The organism is Pantoea sp. GL120224-02, assembly GCF_900215395.1.
Taxonomy (GTDB): Bacteria; Pseudomonadota; Gammaproteobacteria; order Enterobacterales; family Enterobacteriaceae; genus Pantoea; species Pantoea communis.
Genome location: NZ_OBEC01000005.1, coordinates 219,251 through 235,511 on the forward strand (window position 1 = coordinate 219,251; position 16,261 = coordinate 235,511).

The following is a 16,261-nucleotide window of genomic DNA, read 5'->3' on the forward strand; positions in this document are numbered from 1 at the left end:
GTGCGCTTTGCTTTACTTCTGGAAGGCAGACGGACAAGACAAAGACAGACAGAAAAAATCTCAATGCGTAATCACAGCCTGAACACCACAATTATTATTACCACCACCATTACCACAGGTAACGGTGCGGGCTGACGCATACAGGAAAAACAAAGAAAAAAGCCCGCACCTAAACAGTGCGGGCTTTTTTTTCGGCAAAAATTCAGGAGAGCTTCAATCATGCGAGTGCTGAAATTCGGCGGAACCTCAGTAGCCAATGCGGAACGTTTTCTCCGCGTGGCAGATATTCTGGAAAGCAATGCGCAACAGGGACAGGTTGCCACCGTGCTCTCTGCCCCAGCGAAAATCACCAATCATCTGGTGGCGATGATTGAGAAAACCATTAGCGGCCAGGACGCACTGACGAATATCAGCGATGCCGAACGGATTTTTGCCGACCTGCTGCAGGGCCTGGCGGAGGCTCAGCCGGGCTTCGATTACGATGGACAGAAAACCCGCATTGAGCTGGAGTTTGCCCAGCTGAAACAGGTGCTGCACGGCATCAGCCTGCTGGGCCAGTGCCCGGATGCGGTGAATGCCGGCATTATCTGTCGTGGTGAGAAGCTCTCTATCGCCATCATGGAAGCGCTGCTGCAGGCGCGCGGCCACAAAGTCACGGTGATCGACCCGGTGGAGAAACTGCTGGCCGTTGGTCACTACCTCGAATCCACCGTGGATATCGCCGAGTCAACCCGTCGCATCGCGGCCAGCCAGATCCCAGCCGATCACATGATCCTGATGGCCGGTTTTACCGCCGGTAACGAGAAGGGCGAACTGGTGGTGCTGGGCCGTAATGGCTCTGACTACTCGGCGGCGGTGCTGGCTGCCTGCTTGCGTGCGGACTGCTGCGAGATCTGGACTGACGTAGACGGTGTTTACACTTGCGATCCACGCCAGGTGCCGGATGCGCGACTGCTTAAGTCGATGTCCTACCAGGAAGCGATGGAGCTGTCTTACTTCGGCGCGAAAGTCCTTCATCCTCGCACCATTGCTCCGATTGCCCAGTTCCAGATTCCTTGTCTGATCAAAAATACCGCCAACCCGCAAGCGCCCGGCACCTTAATCGGTGGGGAAGGCGAGTTGGATGAGAACCCGGTGAAAGGCATCACCAACCTGAATAATATGGCGATGTTTAACGTCTCCGGTCCTGGTATGAAAGGCATGGTCGGCATGGCAGCGCGCGTGTTTGCGGCGATGTCGCGCACCGGCATCTCCGTGGTGCTGATCACCCAATCCTCTTCTGAATACAGCATCAGTTTCTGCGTACCGCAGAGCGAGCAGGCGCGTGCGCGCCGTGTATTGGAAGAAGAGTTCTATCTGGAGCTGAAAGATGGCTTGCTGGATCCACTCGATGTGCTGGAGCAGTTGGCGGTGATTTCCGTGGTCGGCGATGGCATGCGCACCTTGCGCGGCATCTCCGCCAAATTCTTCTCGGCGCTGGCGCGTGCCAACATCAATATCGTGGCGATTGCCCAGGGCTCTTCCGAGCGTTCCATCTCGGTGGTGGTGAGCAATGATGAAGTGACCACTGGCGTGCGCGTGGTGCATCAGATGCTGTTCGCCACCGATCAGGTGATCGAAGTGTTCGTTGTCGGTGTCGGCGGTGTCGGCGCGGCGTTGCTGGAGCAGCTGCATCGTCAGCAGGCGTGGCTGAAAGAGAAGCACATCGATCTGCGCGTGTGCGGTATCGCCAATTCTCGCGCGCTGTTAACCAATGTGCACGGCATCGATCTCAGCGACTGGAAAGGCGCGCTGAGCGAAGCCAAAGAGCCGTTCAATCTCGGTCGTCTGATGCGTCTGGTGAAGGAGTATCACCTGCTGAACCCGGTGATTGTGGACTGTACTTCCAGCCAGGCGGTGGCCGATCAATATGCTGACTTCCTTGCTGAAGGTTTCCATGTGGTGACGCCGAACAAAAAGGCTAATACATCGTCGTGGAATTACTATCAGCAGATGCGTGCGGCCGCGGCGAAATCGCGTCGTAAGTTCCTGTACGACACCAACGTCGGTGCTGGTCTGCCAGTGATCGAAAACCTGCAAAATCTGCTGAATGCCGGTGACGAGCTGATCAAATTCTCCGGTATTCTCTCCGGTTCACTCTCCTTTATCTTCGGGAAACTGGACGAAGGCGTTTCACTGTCTGAAGCCACCAAAATGGCGCGTGAGATGGGCTTCACCGAGCCGGATCCGCGTGACGATCTTTCAGGCACCGATGTGGCGCGTAAACTGCTGATTCTGGCGCGTGAAGCGGGTCATCAACTGGAGCTGAGCGATATTGAGATTGAGCCGCTGCTGCCAGCTGAACTCACCGACATCGCTGACGTTGAGCAGTTTATGGCCCGCCTGCCGGAACTGGATGATGCTTTTGCCGCCCGCGTTGCCAAAGCGCGTGATGAAGGTAAAGTGTTACGCTTCGTCGGCGCCATTGAAGAAGGCGGCGTCTGCAAAGTGAAAATCGATGCGGTGGACGGTAACGATCCGCTGTACAAAGTGAAGAACGGCGAGAACGCGCTGGCGTTTTACAGCCGCTATTATCAGCCGATCCCGCTGGTTCTGCGTGGATACGGCGCGGGGAATGATGTCACAGCGGCCGGCGTGTTTGCCGACTTGCTGCGTACACTGTCATGGAAGTTGGGAGTTTGATGATGGTAAAAATTTATGCACCGGCCTCGATAGGTAACGTCAGCGTCGGCTTTGATGTGCTGGGCGCGGCGGTTTCGCCGGTGGATGGCACCCTGTTGGGTGACTGCGTATCGGTGGAAGCGGCCGACAGCTTCAGCCTGGTGAACACCGGGCGCTTTGTCAGCAAGCTGCCAACCAATCCGCAAGAGAACATCGTTTATCAGTGCTGGGAACGTTTCTGCCAGGCGATTGGCAAACAGGTTCCGGTGGCAATGACGCTGGAAAAGAACATGCCGATCGGTTCAGGTCTGGGTTCCAGCGCCTGCTCGGTGGTCGCGGGTTTAATGGCGATGAACGAGTTCTGCGGCAAGCCATTGAACGATACCGAGCTGCTGGCCTTGATGGGCGAGCTGGAAGGGCGTATTTCCGGCAGCGTGCACTTTGATAACGTCGCGCCTTGCTTCCTCGGCGGTGTACAGCTGATGATTGAAGAAAACGGTATCATCTCACAGGATGTGCCGTGCTTTGATGACTGGCTGTGGGTGATGGCCTATCCAGGCATTAAAGTCTCAACCGCTGAAGCACGCGCGATTCTGCCTGCGCAGTACCGCAAAGACGATGCCATCAAGCATGGCCGTCTGTTAGCGGGCTTTATTCACGCCTGTCATACCCGCCAGCCGCTGCTGGCGGCTAAACTGATGCAGGATGTGATTGCAGAACCTTACCGCACCAAACTGCTGCCGGGCTTCGCTGAGGCGCGCCAGGCGGCTGCCGACATCGGTGCGTTGGCCTGTGGTATTTCGGGCTCCGGCCCGACACTTTTCGCCGTTTGCAACGAGATGGCAACGGCACAGCGGATGGCAGACTGGCTGAGCCAGCACTATCTGCAGAACGATGAAGGCTTCGTCCATATCTGCCGTCTTGATACGGCTGGCGCACGTAACTTGGGATAACGCATGAAACTCTACAACCTTAAGGATCACAACGAGCAGGTTAGTTTTGCTCAGGCCGTTAAACAGGGCCTCGGCTCGCAGCAAGGGCTGTTCTTCCCGCTCGAACTGCCGGAATTCGAACTGACCGACATCGATGCGATGCTGGAGATGGATTTCGTCAGCCGCAGCAGCAAAATTCTCTCAGCTTATATTGGCGATGAGATTGCCGCGCACCAGCTGGCTGAGCGCGTGAAAAACGCCTTTGCCTTCCCCGCGCCGGTGGCGAAAGTCAGTGCAGATGTGGCGTGCCTCGAACTGTTCCACGGCCCCACGCTGGCATTCAAAGACTTCGGTGGCCGTTTCATGGCGCAGATGCTCTCTTATGTGTCAGGCGCTGATGAGCAGATCACCATTCTGACCGCGACTTCAGGTGACACCGGCGCCGCCGTGGCACATGCCTTCTACGGCATGGAAAACGTGCGCGTCGTTATCCTCTATCCGCAGGGCAAAATCAGCCCGCTGCAGGAAAAGCTGTTCTGTACGCTGGGCGGCAACATTGAAACCATCGCGGTGGAAGGCGATTTCGATGCCTGCCAGGCGCTGGTGAAGCAGGCGTTTGATGATGAAGCGCTTAAGAAAGCGATTGGCCTGAACTCGGCTAACTCCATCAACATCAGCCGCTTGCTGGCGCAGATTTGCTATTACTTCGAAGCGGTGGCGCAACTGCCACAAGAGCAGCGCAATCAATTGGTGGTCTCCGTGCCAAGCGGTAACTTTGGTGACCTGACCGCTGGCCTGCTGGCGAAATCCCTCGGCTTGCCGATCAAGCGCTTTATCGCTGCAACCAACGCCAACGACACCGTGCCACGCTTCCTTGATAAGGGCGAATGGCTGCCAAATGCGACAGTGGCAACCCTGTCGAACGCCATGGACGTCAGCCAGCCGAACAACTGGCCGCGCGTGGAAGAGCTGTTCCGTCGTAAAACCTGGCGCCTGACCGATCTGGTGTCTGGCGCGGTATCGGATGAGACCACCAAAGCCACCATGCGTGAGCTGGCAGAAATTGGCTACATCTCTGAACCGCACGCGGCGATTGCCTATCGCATGCTGCGCGACAACCTGCAGGAAGGCGAGTTCGGCCTGTTCCTCGGCACCGCGCATCCGGCCAAGTTCAAAGAGAGCGTGGACGAGATTCTGGGTCAGGAATTGCCGCTGCCAAAAGAGCTGGCAGAGCGCGCTGAGCTGCCACTGCTGTCGCATAATATGGCGGCAGACTTCTCTGAACTGCGTAAGTTCTTGATGAAGTAATGCAAACAGGCGCGCGACCATGCGCGTTTTGAAGAGTGAGGTCGCCATGATGGCGACCTTTTTTATTTCTGTTCGTGGCGCTTAAACACCAGCTCGTTACCTTTGCTCTCATCAGCCGCAAAGAAGTAGCCATCAACATCAAACTGTTTCAGCTGCTCGGGCTTGCTCAGGCGGTTCTGAATCACATAGCGGCTCATCAGGCCACGCGCTTTCTTGGCGTAAAAACTGATCACTTTAAACTTGCCGTTCTTCTCATCAAGGAACACCGGCTTGATCAACTCACCGTTCAGTTGCTTCGGCTTCACCGCTTTGAAGTACTCATCAGATGCCAGGTTGATCAGCACCTCATCGCCTTGCTCGGCCATCGCTTCATTGAGCTTCTGCGTCAGTAAATCACCCCAGAAACCGTAGAGATCTTTCGCCGCCGGGTTGGCCAGCTTGATGCCCATTTCCAGACGATAAGGCTGCATCAAATCCAGTGGGCGCAGCACGCCGTATAAACCGGACAGCATGCGCAGGTGCTGCTGGGCAAAATCGAAATCTGCATCACTGAACGTCTCAGCCTGCAAACCGGTGTACACGTCACCTTTAAACGCCAGAATTGCCTGACGCGCATTTTCGAGCGTGAAGGGCGGCTGCCACTGGTTGAAGCGATCGGCATTCAGATGTGCCAGTTTGTCGCTGATGCTCATTAGTGAACTGATCTGCGCCGGTGAAAGATCGCGCGCAACATCGATCAGCTGTTGTGATTTTTCTAACAGTGTTGACTGCGTAAAGCGCTGTGTCGCCAGCGGGCTTTCAAAATCCAGTGTCTTCGCTGGCGAGATAACCATCAGCATCGTGTTTGTCCTTGTTGACCCGCTTGTTAACAGGGGATTGATGGGAATTAAGTTGCGACGAGTGTAGCAAAAAAGCTGCACGGATCGGCAAATCGCTCCCATTTGTTAGCGCTATCGTTATGAGGCACTTCGTGATGTTGCGCACTGAATTGTGCGTGATATTATCCCAACAGCCTTTTACACCCTGACAGTCAACCTAAGAGAAAGAGAACCATGACGGACAAACTTACTTCCTTGCGTCAGCTGACTACTGTGGTCGCCGACACCGGTGATATCGCGGCGATGAAGCTTTATCAGCCGCAAGATGCGACCACCAACCCTTCTTTGATCCTCAACGCCGCTCAAATCCCTGAATACCGCAAACTGATTGACGAAGCCATTACCTGGGCACGTCAGCAGAGCAGCAACAAAGAAGAGCAGCTGGCACTGGTTTCTGACAAGCTGGCCGTCAACATTGGTCTGGAAATTCTGAAACTGATCCCAGGCCGTATCTCTACCGAAGTTGACGCACGTCTCTCCTACGACACCGAAGCGAGCATCGCGAAGGCACGTAGCCTGATCAAACTGTACAACGATGCGGGCATCAGCAACGACCGTATCCTGATCAAACTGGCCTCAACCTGGCAGGGCATCCGTGCTGCTGAGCAGCTGGAAAAAGAAGGCATCAACTGTAACCTGACTCTGCTGTTCTCCTTCGCGCAGGCGCGTGCTTGTGCTGAAGCAGGCGTGTTCCTGATCTCGCCATTCGTAGGCCGTATCCTCGACTGGTACAAGCAGAACACCGACAAGAAAGAGTACGCTGCGCATGAAGATCCAGGCGTAGTGTCAGTGGCGGAAATCTACAACTATTACAAACAGCACGGTTATGAAACTGTGGTAATGGGTGCCAGCTTCCGTAACATCGGTGAAATCATCGAACTGGCCGGCTGTGACCGTCTGACCATCTCTCCGGGCCTGCTGAAAGAGCTGGCAGAGAGCGAAGGCGCGGTTGAGCGCAAGCTGAGCTATACCGGTGAAGTCAAAGCGCGCCCTGCGAAAATGACCGAAGCTGAGTTCTTCTGGCAGCACAACCAGGATCCAATGGCCGTGACCAAACTGGCTGAAGGTATCCGCAACTTTGCCATCGATCAGGGCAAACTTGAGAAGATGATCGCCGAACTGCTGTAAGGTGATTTGCCGTGGCGGCACCCGTCGCCACGGTTTTACGCTTTCCCCTCGCTTCCGCTTTGTATTATCCTTTTTGCATTCCCCTTCAATTACCGCATTGCGGTCAACCACAGCGATAACTTAATGGATACTTTACGTATTGGATTAATTTCCGTTTCCGATCGTGCTGCTAATGGCATTTATCAGGATCAAGGCATTCCGGCGCTGGAAAGCTGGCTCGCCGCCGCGCTGACTACCCCGTTTGAAATCGAAACCCGTTTAGTGCCCGATGAGCAGCCGATGATTGAACAGGCGATCTGCGAACTGGTCGATGAACTGTTCTGCAATCTGGTGTTGACCACCGGCGGAACCGGTCCTGCGCGCCGCGATGTGACGCCCGATGCCACTCTGGCAGTCGCCGATCGTGAGATGCCGGGTTTTGGCGAACAGATGCGCCAAATCAGCCTGCAGTTTGTACCGACTGCAATCCTTTCGCGTCAGGTGGGGGTGATACGCAAACAGTCGCTGATCCTCAATCTGCCGGGCCAGCCCAAATCCATCAAAGAGACGCTGGAAGGGCTGAAAGCAGAAGATGGTGCAGTGAAAGTGCCAGGCATTTTTGCCGCCGTACCTTATTGTTTACAGTTACTGGAAGGGCCCTATGTGGAAACCGATCCCGAGGTGGTAGCAGCATTTCGCCCTAAAAGTGCAAGGCGTGAGACAAACGTCTGAAAATCGCCGTTTTCAGGCATAAAATCCAGCGGTGCTGGTGTGGCGAAATATTGACGGTATAGTAACTCCAGCTTTACAACCACACTGACTTTGCTTCTGGATACCGCACGACTATGGATGCACACACATCGCGCCGTCTCAACGGCCAGGATTATAAAACCCTGTCGCTGGCCGCCCTCGGCGGGGCGCTGGAATTCTACGACTTCATCATCTTCGTTTTCTTCGCCGCCGTAATTGGCGAGCTATTTTTCCCGCCGGATATCCCAGAGTGGTTGCGTCAGGTGCAGACCTTCGCGATTTTCGCCGCCGGTTATCTGGCGCGCCCTCTGGGCGGCATCATCATGGCGCACTTTGGTGACAAAATTGGGCGCAAGAAGATGTTTAGTCTGAGCATTCTGTTAATGGCGTTACCCACGCTGGCAATGGGCGCACTGCCGACTTATGCCAGTATTGGCATCGCAGCGCCGATTTTGATGCTGCTGATGCGGGTGCTGCAGGGCGCCGCGATTGGTGGTGAAGTGCCGGGTGCGTGGGTCTTCGTGGCTGAACATGTGCCGGAAAAACGCATCGGTTTTGCCTGTGGCACGCTGACAGCAGGTTTAACGGCGGGGATTTTGCTGGGTTCGCTGGTGGCGACGTTGCTGAACACCACGCTTTCATCGGCTGCGATTCGCGATCACGGCTGGCGCATTCCGTTCTTCCTCGGTGGCCTGTTTGGTTTGCTGGCAATGTATCTGCGCCGTTGGTTACATGAAACGCCGGTGTTTAAACAGATGCAGGAGCGTAAAGCATTATCCGAGAAACTCCCGCTGCAAACCATTCTGACCAGCCATAAGCGCGGGATTGTGGTGTCGATGTTGGTCACCTGGCTGCTTTCGGCCTGCATTGTGGTGGTGATCCTGATGGCACCCACGTTAATGCAGAAGCAGCATGCGATTCCCGCAGCGTTAAGTCTGCAGGCGAATAGCGTTGCTACCATCATGTTGCTGATCGGCTGCGTCGTCGCTGGCTGGCTGGTGGATCGCTTCGGCGCGGCATTAACGCTGATGGGCGGTTCGTTGCTGTTGGCCATCTTCAGCTGGAACTTCTTCCATCAACTGGATGGTTCGCCTGAGATGCTGTTCGTCTGGTATGGCCTGGCGGGATTGAGCGTGGGCGTGGTGGGTGTGGTGCCCTTTGTAATGGTCAAAGCGTTCCCGGCGGCGGTGCGTTTCACCGGCATCTCCTTCTCATACAATGTGGCCTATGCGATTTTTGGCGGTCTGACACCGATTAGCGTGACGCTGATGATGCAACTCACGCCGATGGCGCCGGCCTGGTATGTGCTGGCGTTGGCGCTGATTGGCTTGCTGGTTGGCCTGTGGCTGCAGAGCGAAAAACAGCGATCGACGCTGCTCAATCAGGTGAATGTCTAACCTAAGGCGCGTAAGCGCCTTTTTCTTTTCCGCATTTTTTTAAAATTATTTTAGTTTTAACCCTTGATGCGCTCTGAAGCGGCCCCATTTAGTTGTCATCGAGTGATGTCAGGCAGCAAAAAAAGGCTGTCACAGCAGTTGAAAAGGGTCAGTTTGACCGCACATCTGCTAACAACGCTAATTGACAAAGAATTTAAGTGGGAGACGTTTAGATGGGTAAGATTATTGGTATTGACTTGGGTACAACCAACTCATGTGTTGCGGTTATGGATGGTGGTAAAGCACGTGTGCTTGAAAACGCCGAAGGCGATCGCACCACACCGTCAATCATTGCATATACACAAGATGGCGAAACTCTGGTCGGTCAGCCGGCTAAACGTCAGGCGGTGACTAACCCGCAGAACACCCTGTTCGCGATCAAGCGCCTGATTGGCCGTCGTTTCCAGGACGAAGAAGTGCAGCGTGATATTAAAATCATGCCTTACAAAATCATCGGTTCTGATAACGGTGACGCATGGTTGAACGTGAAAGACCAGAAAATGGCACCACCGCAGATCTCTGCTGAAGTGCTGAAAAAGATGAAGAAAACCGCGGAAGATTTCCTCGGTGAAGCGGTAACCGAAGCGGTTATCACTGTTCCAGCTTACTTTAACGATGCACAGCGTCAGGCAACCAAAGATGCCGGCCGTATCGCGGGTCTGGACGTAAAACGTATCATCAACGAACCTACCGCAGCCGCACTGGCTTACGGTCTGGATAAAGGTCAGGGCAACCGTACTATCGCGGTATATGACCTGGGTGGTGGTACTTTCGATATCTCTATCATCGAAATCGATGAAGTTGATGGCGAGAAAACCTTCGAAGTACTGGCGACCAACGGTGATACTCACCTCGGTGGTGAAGACTTCGACAGCCGTCTGATCAACTACTTAGTCGCGGAATTCAAGAAAGATCAGGGCATCGATCTGCATAACGATCCGCTGGCGATGCAGCGTCTGAAAGAAGCGGCTGAAAAAGCGAAGATTGAACTGTCTTCAGCGCAGCAGACCGACGTTAACCTGCCGTACATCACTGCAGATGCAACCGGTCCTAAGCACCTGAACATCAAAGTGACCCGTGCGAAGCTGGAATCACTGGTTGAAGATCTGGTGACCCGTTCTATCGAGCCACTGAAAGTTGCTCTGCAGGACGCTGGTCTGTCTGTTTCTGATATCAACGACGTAATCCTCGTTGGTGGCCAGACGCGTATGCCAATGGTTCAGGCCAAAGTCACTGAGTTCTTTGGTAAAGAGCCACGTAAAGACGTGAACCCGGATGAAGCCGTTGCTGTAGGTGCTGCGGTTCAGGGTGGTGTGTTGGCCGGTGAAGTGAAAGACGTTCTGCTGCTGGACGTAACCCCGTTGTCGCTGGGTATCGAAACCATGGGTGGCGTGATGACTTCGCTGATCAGCAAGAACACCACCATCCCAACTAAGCACAGCCAGGTGTTCTCGACGGCTGAAGATAACCAGTCTGCCGTGACCATTCACGTGCTGCAGGGTGAGCGTAAGCGTTCAGGTGATAACAAGTCACTGGGCCAGTTCAACCTCGACGGTATTCAGGCTGCACCGCGCGGTATGCCGCAGATCGAAGTGACCTTCGATATCGATGCCGATGGTATCCTGCACGTGTCTGCGAAAGACAAAAACAGCGGTAAAGAGCAGAAGATCACCATCAAAGCTTCTTCAGGTCTGAACGAAGAAGAGATCGAAAAAATGGTGCGTGACGCAGAAGCGAATGCCGAGTCTGACCGTAAGTTCGAAGAGCTGGTGCAGACGCGCAACCAGGGTGACCAGATTGCGCATAGCACCCGTAAGCAGTTGGACGAAGCCGGTGACAAACTGTCTGCTGAAGACAAAGCACCGATCGAGTCTGCGCTGACCGAGCTGAACACCGCGCTGAAAGGCGAAGATAAAGCAGAAATCGAAGCCAAAATGCAGGCATTGATGGAAGTCTCAAGCAAACTGATGGAACTGGCGCAGCAGCAAGGCCAGGCGGGCGCAGCAGATGCTGGCGACGCTTCAGCGAAGAAAGATGACGATGTTGTCGACGCTGAATTCGAAGAAGTTAAAGATAAAAAATAATTGCCCCTGACCGGGCGCGACGGCTGGCCTGACAGCCGTTGAAACCAGCACGGGCGTAGGAGATCTCTCCACGCCCGTGCGATCATGTTAAGGGCAGAACAAAATGGCTAAGAGTGATTTTTACGAGATCTTAGGCGTCTCTAAATCCGCAGATGAGCGTGAAATCAAAAAGGCTTACAAGCGCCTGGCGATGAAATACCATCCGGACCGTAACCCGGACAATAAAGAAGCCGAAGCTAAGTTTAAAGAGATTAAAGAAGCCTACGAAGTCCTGACCGATGCGCAGAAGCGTGCGGCCTATGACCAGTACGGCCATGCAGCCTTTGAACAGGGTGGCATGGGCGGTGGTGGATTCGGTGGCGGCGGCGGTGCTGACTTCAGCGATATCTTTGGCGACGTATTTGGCGATATTTTTGGTGGTGGACGCCGTCAGCGTGCTGCCCGTGGCGCCGATTTACGCTACAACATGGAGCTGTCGCTGGAAGAAGCGGTACGCGGCGTGACCAAAGAGATCCGCATTCCTACCCTGGAAGAGTGTGATGTCTGCCACGGCAGCGGGGCTAAAGCGGGTACGCAGCCACAGACCTGTTCAACCTGTCATGGTGCGGGTCAGGTGCAGATGCGCCAGGGCTTCTTCACCGTACAGCAGGCGTGTCCGACCTGTCACGGTCGTGGTTCGGTGATCAAAGATCCGTGCAATGCCTGTCATGGACATGGTCGCGTTGAACGCCAGAAAACCTTGTCGGTGAAAATCCCGGCAGGCGTGGATACCGGCGATCGCATTCGTCTGAGTGGCGAAGGTGAAGCGGGTGAGCATGGTGCACCAGCAGGCGATCTGTACGTTCAGGTCTCGGTGAAGAAACACCCGATCTTCGAGCGTGAAGATAACAATCTGTACTGTGAAGTGCCGATCAACTTCGCGATGGCGGCATTGGGTGGCGAGATCGAAGTGCCTACTCTTGATGGTCGTGTGAAGCTGAAAGTGCCGTCTGAAACGCAAACCGGCAAGTTGTTCCGCATGCGCGGTAAAGGTGTGAAGTCGGTTCGTGGCGGAGCCGTTGGCGATTTGCTGTGCCGTGTGGTGGTGGAAACGCCAGTTAGCCTCAACGACAAACAGAAAGCGTTATTGCGTGAGCTGGAAGAGAGCTTTGGCGGCCCAACGGGTGAGAAAAACAGCCCGCGCTCTAAAAGCTTCTTCGATGGTGTGAAAAAGTTCTTTGACGATCTGACCCGCTAATCGGGTAAGTGGTTCACAATGAAGCGGAGAGGCGACTCTCCGCTTTTTTTATGACTGTGATTTAATAGATCGTTATTACCGATCTATAAACGAGACATAAGCTGCTTTTAACGAGGTATTTACGCCGCTAAACTAGCCGCTAAAAATTGTCCTGCTCAGGAGGAGTTGTGAACAAACCCCGTAGTATTCGAAGCTTACTGAAGAGCTTTATCGCGAGCGATGCCAGCAACGGCATCGTGCTGATTCTTGCCGCTGTTGCGGCAATGATCCTTGCCAACAGTGCAGAAACCGCGCAAGGTTATCAATCGTTCCTCGCTGAGCCGGTGCAAATTCGTTTTGGCGCACTGGATATCAGCAAAAACCTGTTGCTGTGGATCAACGATGCGTTGATGGCGTTGTTCTTCTTGTTAATCGGCCTTGAAGTGAAGCGTGAGCTGATGATTGGTGAATTAGCCAGTCGCGACCGTGCCATCTTCCCGGTGATTGCAGCGCTCGGTGGTATGGTGGTTCCCGGGCTGATCTTCTTTGGTTTCAATCATGCTGATGAAATCGCTCGCAACGGCTGGGCGATCCCAACTGCCACTGACATTGCCTTTGCTCTAGGTGTGCTGGCACTGCTCGGCAGCCGCGTACCTGCCGCACTGAAAGTGTTCCTGATGGCACTGGCGATTATTGATGATCTCGGCGCTATCGTGATCATCGCGCTGTTCTATACCAGCGATCTCTCGGTGCTGTCGCTGAGCGTCGCAGCTGGCGCTATCGTATTGCTGGCGATATTGAACCGCTGCGGAGTGCGTAACATTGCGATTTACATGCTGGTGGGTGTGGTGCTGTGGACCGCTGTGCTTAAATCCGGCGTGCATGCCACGCTGGCAGGGGTGATCGTGGGCTTCTTCGTGCCGCTGGAAGAGAAGGATGGCCATTCGCCTGCAGAACATTTGGCACACGGTTTGATGCCCTGGGTGAACTGGCTGATTCTGCCGCTGTTCGCTTTCGCTAACGCCGGTATCTCTTTAAGTGGCATTACCTTTGGCGACGTGCTGTCACCGGAGCCACTGGGCATTATCCTCGGCCTGTTGATCGGTAAACCGCTGGGCATTACTTTGTTCTGCTGGCTGGCAGTGAAGTGGCGACTGGCGGTGTTGCCGAACGGCACCGCAATACGCGATATCATGGCGATCGGTGTACTGTGTGGTATTGGCTTCACCATGTCGATCTTCATTAGTTCACTGGCCTTTGACGCCGCACATGAGCAGTTGGTGACCTTCTCGAAACTCGGTATCCTCAGTGGCTCGCTGCTGTCGGCAGTAATTGGTTACACGCTGCTGCGTATCAAACTGCGATAAACAGGGAAGGAGGCGTAAGCCTCCTTTTTTTATAATGAATCAGCTCAATTTCAATCATCTCTATTATTTCTGGCAGGTGTGCAAAACCGGCTCCGTGGTACGCGCCGCTGATGTCCTGTGCCTGACGCCCCAAACGGTGACGGGTCAGATTAAAGCACTGGAAGAGCAATTGGGTGGCGCGCTGTTTCGTCGGCAGGGACGGGGTTTAGTGCCTAATGAACTCGGACAACTGGTGTTTCGCTACGCCGATCGCATGTTCATGCTCAGCCAGGAGATGCTGGATATCGTTAACTATCGCAAAGAGTCGCATCTGTTGTTCGACGTGGGGGTGGCGGATGCATTATCGAAGCCACTGGTGAGCAAAGTGCTGGAAGCGGCCGTGGTGTCGGAGGAGAAAATTCATCTGCGCTGTTTCGAGTCAACGCACGAGATGTTGCTGGAGCAACTGAGCCAGCACAAGCTCGACATGATTGTCTCGGATTGCCCAATCGACTCCACTCAGCAGGAAGGTTTGTTCTCAGTGAAACTCGGCGAATGCCCAGTCAGTTTCTGGTGCAATGCACCGCTGCCCGATCGTCCTTTCCCGGCATGTTTAGAGCAGCGTCGCCTGCTCATTCCCGGGCGTCGCTCGATGCTCGGCCGCAAGTTGCTGAACTGGATTCACAGCCAGGGGTTGCAGGTGGATATTCTGGGCGAGTTTGATGATGCGGCTTTGATGAAGGCCTTTGGTGCGCAGAACAATGCGATTTTTGTCGCGCCGACACTCTATGGCGCTGAGATCTATCGCGATGATACGATCCGTGAAATAGGGCGTCTGGAGGCGGTGATGGAGGAGTATCACGTGATTTTTGCCGAGCGTATGATTCAACATCCGGCGGTGCAGCGCATCTGCAATCGTGATTTCAGCGCACTCTTTAATGCTAAATCGCAGGCATAAAAAAACCGGCTAAGCGCCGGTTTTTTCGACAAAGCGATAACCTAACAGGCGATTAAGCCAGTTTGGTGATCTGTGCAGCCAGGTTTGCTTTATGGCGTGCAGCTTTGTTTTTGTGGATCAGACCTTTAGCAGCCTGACGGTCCACGATTGGTTGCATTTCGTTGAATGCGTTCTGCGCAGCAGCTTTGTCGCCTGTTGCGATAGCCGCGTATACTTTCTTGATGAAAGTACGCATCATTGAACGGTTGCTTGCGTTATGCTTGCGACGTTTCTCAGATGTTACGGCGCGTTTCTTAGCTGATTTGATATTAGCCAAGGTCCAACTCCCAAATGTGATCTATATGGACAAATCAAAGGCCGAGGACTATGCCTTTTGCGCCTTCTTTTGTCAATGGATTTGTGCAAATAAGCGTCGTTTTAGCAACGGCGCTTGATTACGTAATTGATGGCGCAGGATTCTACCAGCAACACGTCGCTGAATACAGTATTTCGCATTAAAAATCTTCATTACCTGCCTGAGCAATGGGTTGCGTGCGCATTAAGCCGCACCATACGCAGGAAAGGCACGCAGACGGGTTAACCTGAAGGCCATTCAAGGGTATAATCCGCCGATTTCCACCGGTTTGAGTCAGCCATGAAGTTTATCCGCGGTATTTATAATCTGAAAGAGCAGCATCGCGGCTGCGTCCTGACCATTGGCAATTTTGACGGCGTACATCGCGGCCACCAGGCATTGATGGCGGAGTTGATTGCTGAAGGACGTCAACGCAATCTGCCGGTGGTGGTGATGCTGTTTGAACCGCAACCACTTGAATTGTTTGCCGGTGACAAAGCCCCGGCACGCCTGACGCGTTTGCGCGAGAAGCTGAAGTATCTCGAGCTGGCGGGTGTTGATGCGGTGCTCTGCGTCCGCTTTGATCGCCGTTTTGCGGCACACTCCGCACAAAGTTTTATCGCAGAACTGCTGGTCGATAAACTCAACGTGAAGTTTCTCGCAGTGGGTGATGATTTCCGCTTTGGCGCTGGTCGCCAGGGAGATTTCCTGTTATTACAGAAAGCCGGTGTCGAGTATGGCTTCGACGTCATCAGCACCCAGACCTATTGTGATGGCGGTGCGCGTATCAGTAGCACGGCGGTACGTCAGGCACTGGCACAGGATGATTTTGCGCAGGCGGAAGCGCTGCTGGGCCATCCATTCAGCATTTCAGGGCGCGTGGTGCACGGTGATGCACTGGGGCGCACCATTGGTTTCCCCACCGCTAACATTCCATTGCGCCGCACAGTAACGCCGGTGAAAGGGGTGTTTGCGGTAGAAGTGTTAGGCCTGGGCGACAAGCCCATCGCTGGCGTGGCCAACATTGGCACACGTCCGACGGTAAAAGGTCTGCGTCAGCAGCTTGAAGTTCACCTGCTTGACACACATATGAATCTTTATGGCCACCACATTGAGGTGGTGCTGAAACAGAAGATTCGCGACGAACAGCGTTTCGCTTCGCTGGACGCGTTGAAAGAACAAATTGCGAAAGATGTGGTGACGGCCCGCCAATTTTTTGGGCTTAACGCACCGGCTTAATGACCGAAATAC

14 protein-coding genes and 1 other annotated feature are annotated in these 16,261 nt (G+C 54.2%); of the genes, 12 read left to right on the plus strand and 2 right to left on the minus strand.

Features of this window, described 5'->3' with window-relative positions:
* Positions 1-63: 63 nt before the first annotated feature.
* The 4 genes from thrL (at position 64) to thrC (ending at position 4,901) form a co-directional block, all read left to right on the plus strand.
* On the plus strand, positions 64-135 hold the full coding sequence (gene thrL / locus CRO33_RS24665; protein ID WP_128601299.1) for a thr operon leader peptide: 72 nt from the start codon (positions 64-66) through the stop codon (positions 133-135).
* Positions 71-193: a sequence feature (Thr leader region), on the plus strand. (Overlaps the previous gene by 65 nt.)
* Positions 194-219: 26 nt before the next feature.
* Positions 220-2,682: a bifunctional aspartate kinase/homoserine dehydrogenase I gene (gene thrA, locus CRO33_RS12135; RefSeq protein WP_097118309.1), complete on the plus strand. Its 2,463-nt coding sequence runs from the start codon at positions 220-222 to the stop codon at positions 2,680-2,682.
* Between the two features lie 2 nt (positions 2,683-2,684).
* Complete coding sequence (gene thrB / locus CRO33_RS12140) at positions 2,685-3,614, plus strand: homoserine kinase (RefSeq protein ID WP_097118408.1); 930 nt, start codon at positions 2,685-2,687, stop codon at positions 3,612-3,614.
* Between the two features lie 3 nt (positions 3,615-3,617).
* Positions 3,618-4,901: a threonine synthase gene (gene thrC, locus CRO33_RS12145; RefSeq protein WP_097118310.1), complete on the plus strand. Its 1,284-nt coding sequence runs from the start codon at positions 3,618-3,620 to the stop codon at positions 4,899-4,901.
* A gap of 62 nt (positions 4,902-4,963) precedes the next feature.
* Here the strand turns inward: thrC and yaaA are convergent, their stop codons facing one another.
* The gene (gene yaaA / locus CRO33_RS12150; protein WP_058959371.1) at positions 4,964-5,740 is read right to left on the minus strand and encodes a peroxide stress protein YaaA; all 777 of its coding nucleotides are present in this window, start codon (positions 5,738-5,740) and stop codon (positions 4,964-4,966) included.
* Positions 5,741-5,953: 213 nt separating this feature from the next.
* Here yaaA and tal point away from each other — a divergent pair, with 213 nt between their 5' ends.
* The 7 genes from tal (at position 5,954) to nhaR (ending at position 14,676) form a co-directional block, all read left to right on the plus strand.
* Positions 5,954-6,907: a transaldolase gene (gene tal / locus CRO33_RS12155; protein ID WP_034826122.1), complete on the plus strand. Its 954-nt coding sequence runs from the start codon at positions 5,954-5,956 to the stop codon at positions 6,905-6,907.
* Between the two features lie 123 nt (positions 6,908-7,030).
* Positions 7,031-7,618 carry a molybdopterin adenylyltransferase gene (gene mog / locus CRO33_RS12160; protein ID WP_038649159.1) on the plus strand — a complete coding sequence of 196 codons (588 nt, stop codon included), beginning with the start codon at positions 7,031-7,033 and terminating at the stop codon, positions 7,616-7,618.
* Between the two features lie 113 nt (positions 7,619-7,731).
* Positions 7,732-9,033, plus strand: coding sequence for an MFS transporter (locus CRO33_RS12165; RefSeq protein WP_097118311.1), 1,302 nt, complete (start codon positions 7,732-7,734; stop codon positions 9,031-9,033).
* Between the two features lie 212 nt (positions 9,034-9,245).
* Complete coding sequence (gene dnaK, locus CRO33_RS12170; protein WP_097118312.1) at positions 9,246-11,156, plus strand: molecular chaperone DnaK; 1,911 nt, start codon at positions 9,246-9,248, stop codon at positions 11,154-11,156.
* 103 nt (positions 11,157-11,259) lie between these two features.
* Complete coding sequence (gene dnaJ, locus CRO33_RS12175) at positions 11,260-12,393, plus strand: molecular chaperone DnaJ (RefSeq protein ID WP_097118313.1); 1,134 nt, start codon at positions 11,260-11,262, stop codon at positions 12,391-12,393.
* A 167-nt stretch (positions 12,394-12,560) separates the two neighbouring features.
* Positions 12,561-13,739 carry a Na+/H+ antiporter NhaA gene (nhaA, locus tag CRO33_RS12180; RefSeq protein WP_034826111.1) on the plus strand — a complete coding sequence of 393 codons (1,179 nt, stop codon included), beginning with the start codon at positions 12,561-12,563 and terminating at the stop codon, positions 13,737-13,739.
* 34 nt (positions 13,740-13,773) lie between these two features.
* Positions 13,774-14,676 (plus strand): transcriptional activator NhaR, encoded by a 903-nt coding sequence (gene nhaR / locus CRO33_RS12185; RefSeq protein ID WP_058959366.1) that lies wholly within the window; start codon positions 13,774-13,776, stop codon positions 14,674-14,676.
* 52 nt (positions 14,677-14,728) lie between these two features.
* On the opposite strand, the gene rpsT is transcribed toward nhaR, so the two are convergent.
* On the minus strand, positions 14,729-14,992 hold the full coding sequence (rpsT, locus tag CRO33_RS12190; RefSeq protein WP_034826107.1) for a 30S ribosomal protein S20: 264 nt from the start codon (positions 14,990-14,992) through the stop codon (positions 14,729-14,731).
* Between the two features lie 318 nt (positions 14,993-15,310).
* Between rpsT and ribF the strand changes: the two genes are divergently transcribed.
* Positions 15,311-16,249 carry a bifunctional riboflavin kinase/FAD synthetase gene (ribF, locus tag CRO33_RS12195; RefSeq protein WP_058959365.1) on the plus strand — a complete coding sequence of 313 codons (939 nt, stop codon included), beginning with the start codon at positions 15,311-15,313 and terminating at the stop codon, positions 16,247-16,249.
* Positions 16,250-16,261: the final 12 nt, after the last annotated feature.

Coding starts and splice junctions, on each gene's coding strand:
- thrA (WP_097118309.1), top strand. CDS start 220: ATGCGAGTGCTGAAATTCGGCGGAACCTCAGTAGCCAATGCGGAACGT.
- thrB (WP_097118408.1), top strand. CDS start 2,685: ATGGTAAAAATTTATGCACCGGCCTCGATAGGTAACGTCAGCGTCGGC.
- thrC (WP_097118310.1), top strand. CDS start 3,618: ATGAAACTCTACAACCTTAAGGATCACAACGAGCAGGTTAGTTTTGCT.
- yaaA (WP_058959371.1), bottom strand. CDS start 5,740: ATGCTGATGGTTATCTCGCCAGCGAAGACACTGGATTTTGAAAGCCCG.
- tal (WP_034826122.1), top strand. CDS start 5,954: ATGACGGACAAACTTACTTCCTTGCGTCAGCTGACTACTGTGGTCGCC.
- mog (WP_038649159.1), top strand. CDS start 7,031: ATGGATACTTTACGTATTGGATTAATTTCCGTTTCCGATCGTGCTGCT.
- CRO33_RS12165 (WP_097118311.1), top strand. CDS start 7,732: ATGGATGCACACACATCGCGCCGTCTCAACGGCCAGGATTATAAAACC.
- dnaK (WP_097118312.1), top strand. CDS start 9,246: ATGGGTAAGATTATTGGTATTGACTTGGGTACAACCAACTCATGTGTT.
- dnaJ (WP_097118313.1), top strand. CDS start 11,260: ATGGCTAAGAGTGATTTTTACGAGATCTTAGGCGTCTCTAAATCCGCA.
- nhaR (WP_058959366.1), top strand. CDS start 13,774: ATGAATCAGCTCAATTTCAATCATCTCTATTATTTCTGGCAGGTGTGC.
- ribF (WP_058959365.1), top strand. CDS start 15,311: ATGAAGTTTATCCGCGGTATTTATAATCTGAAAGAGCAGCATCGCGGC.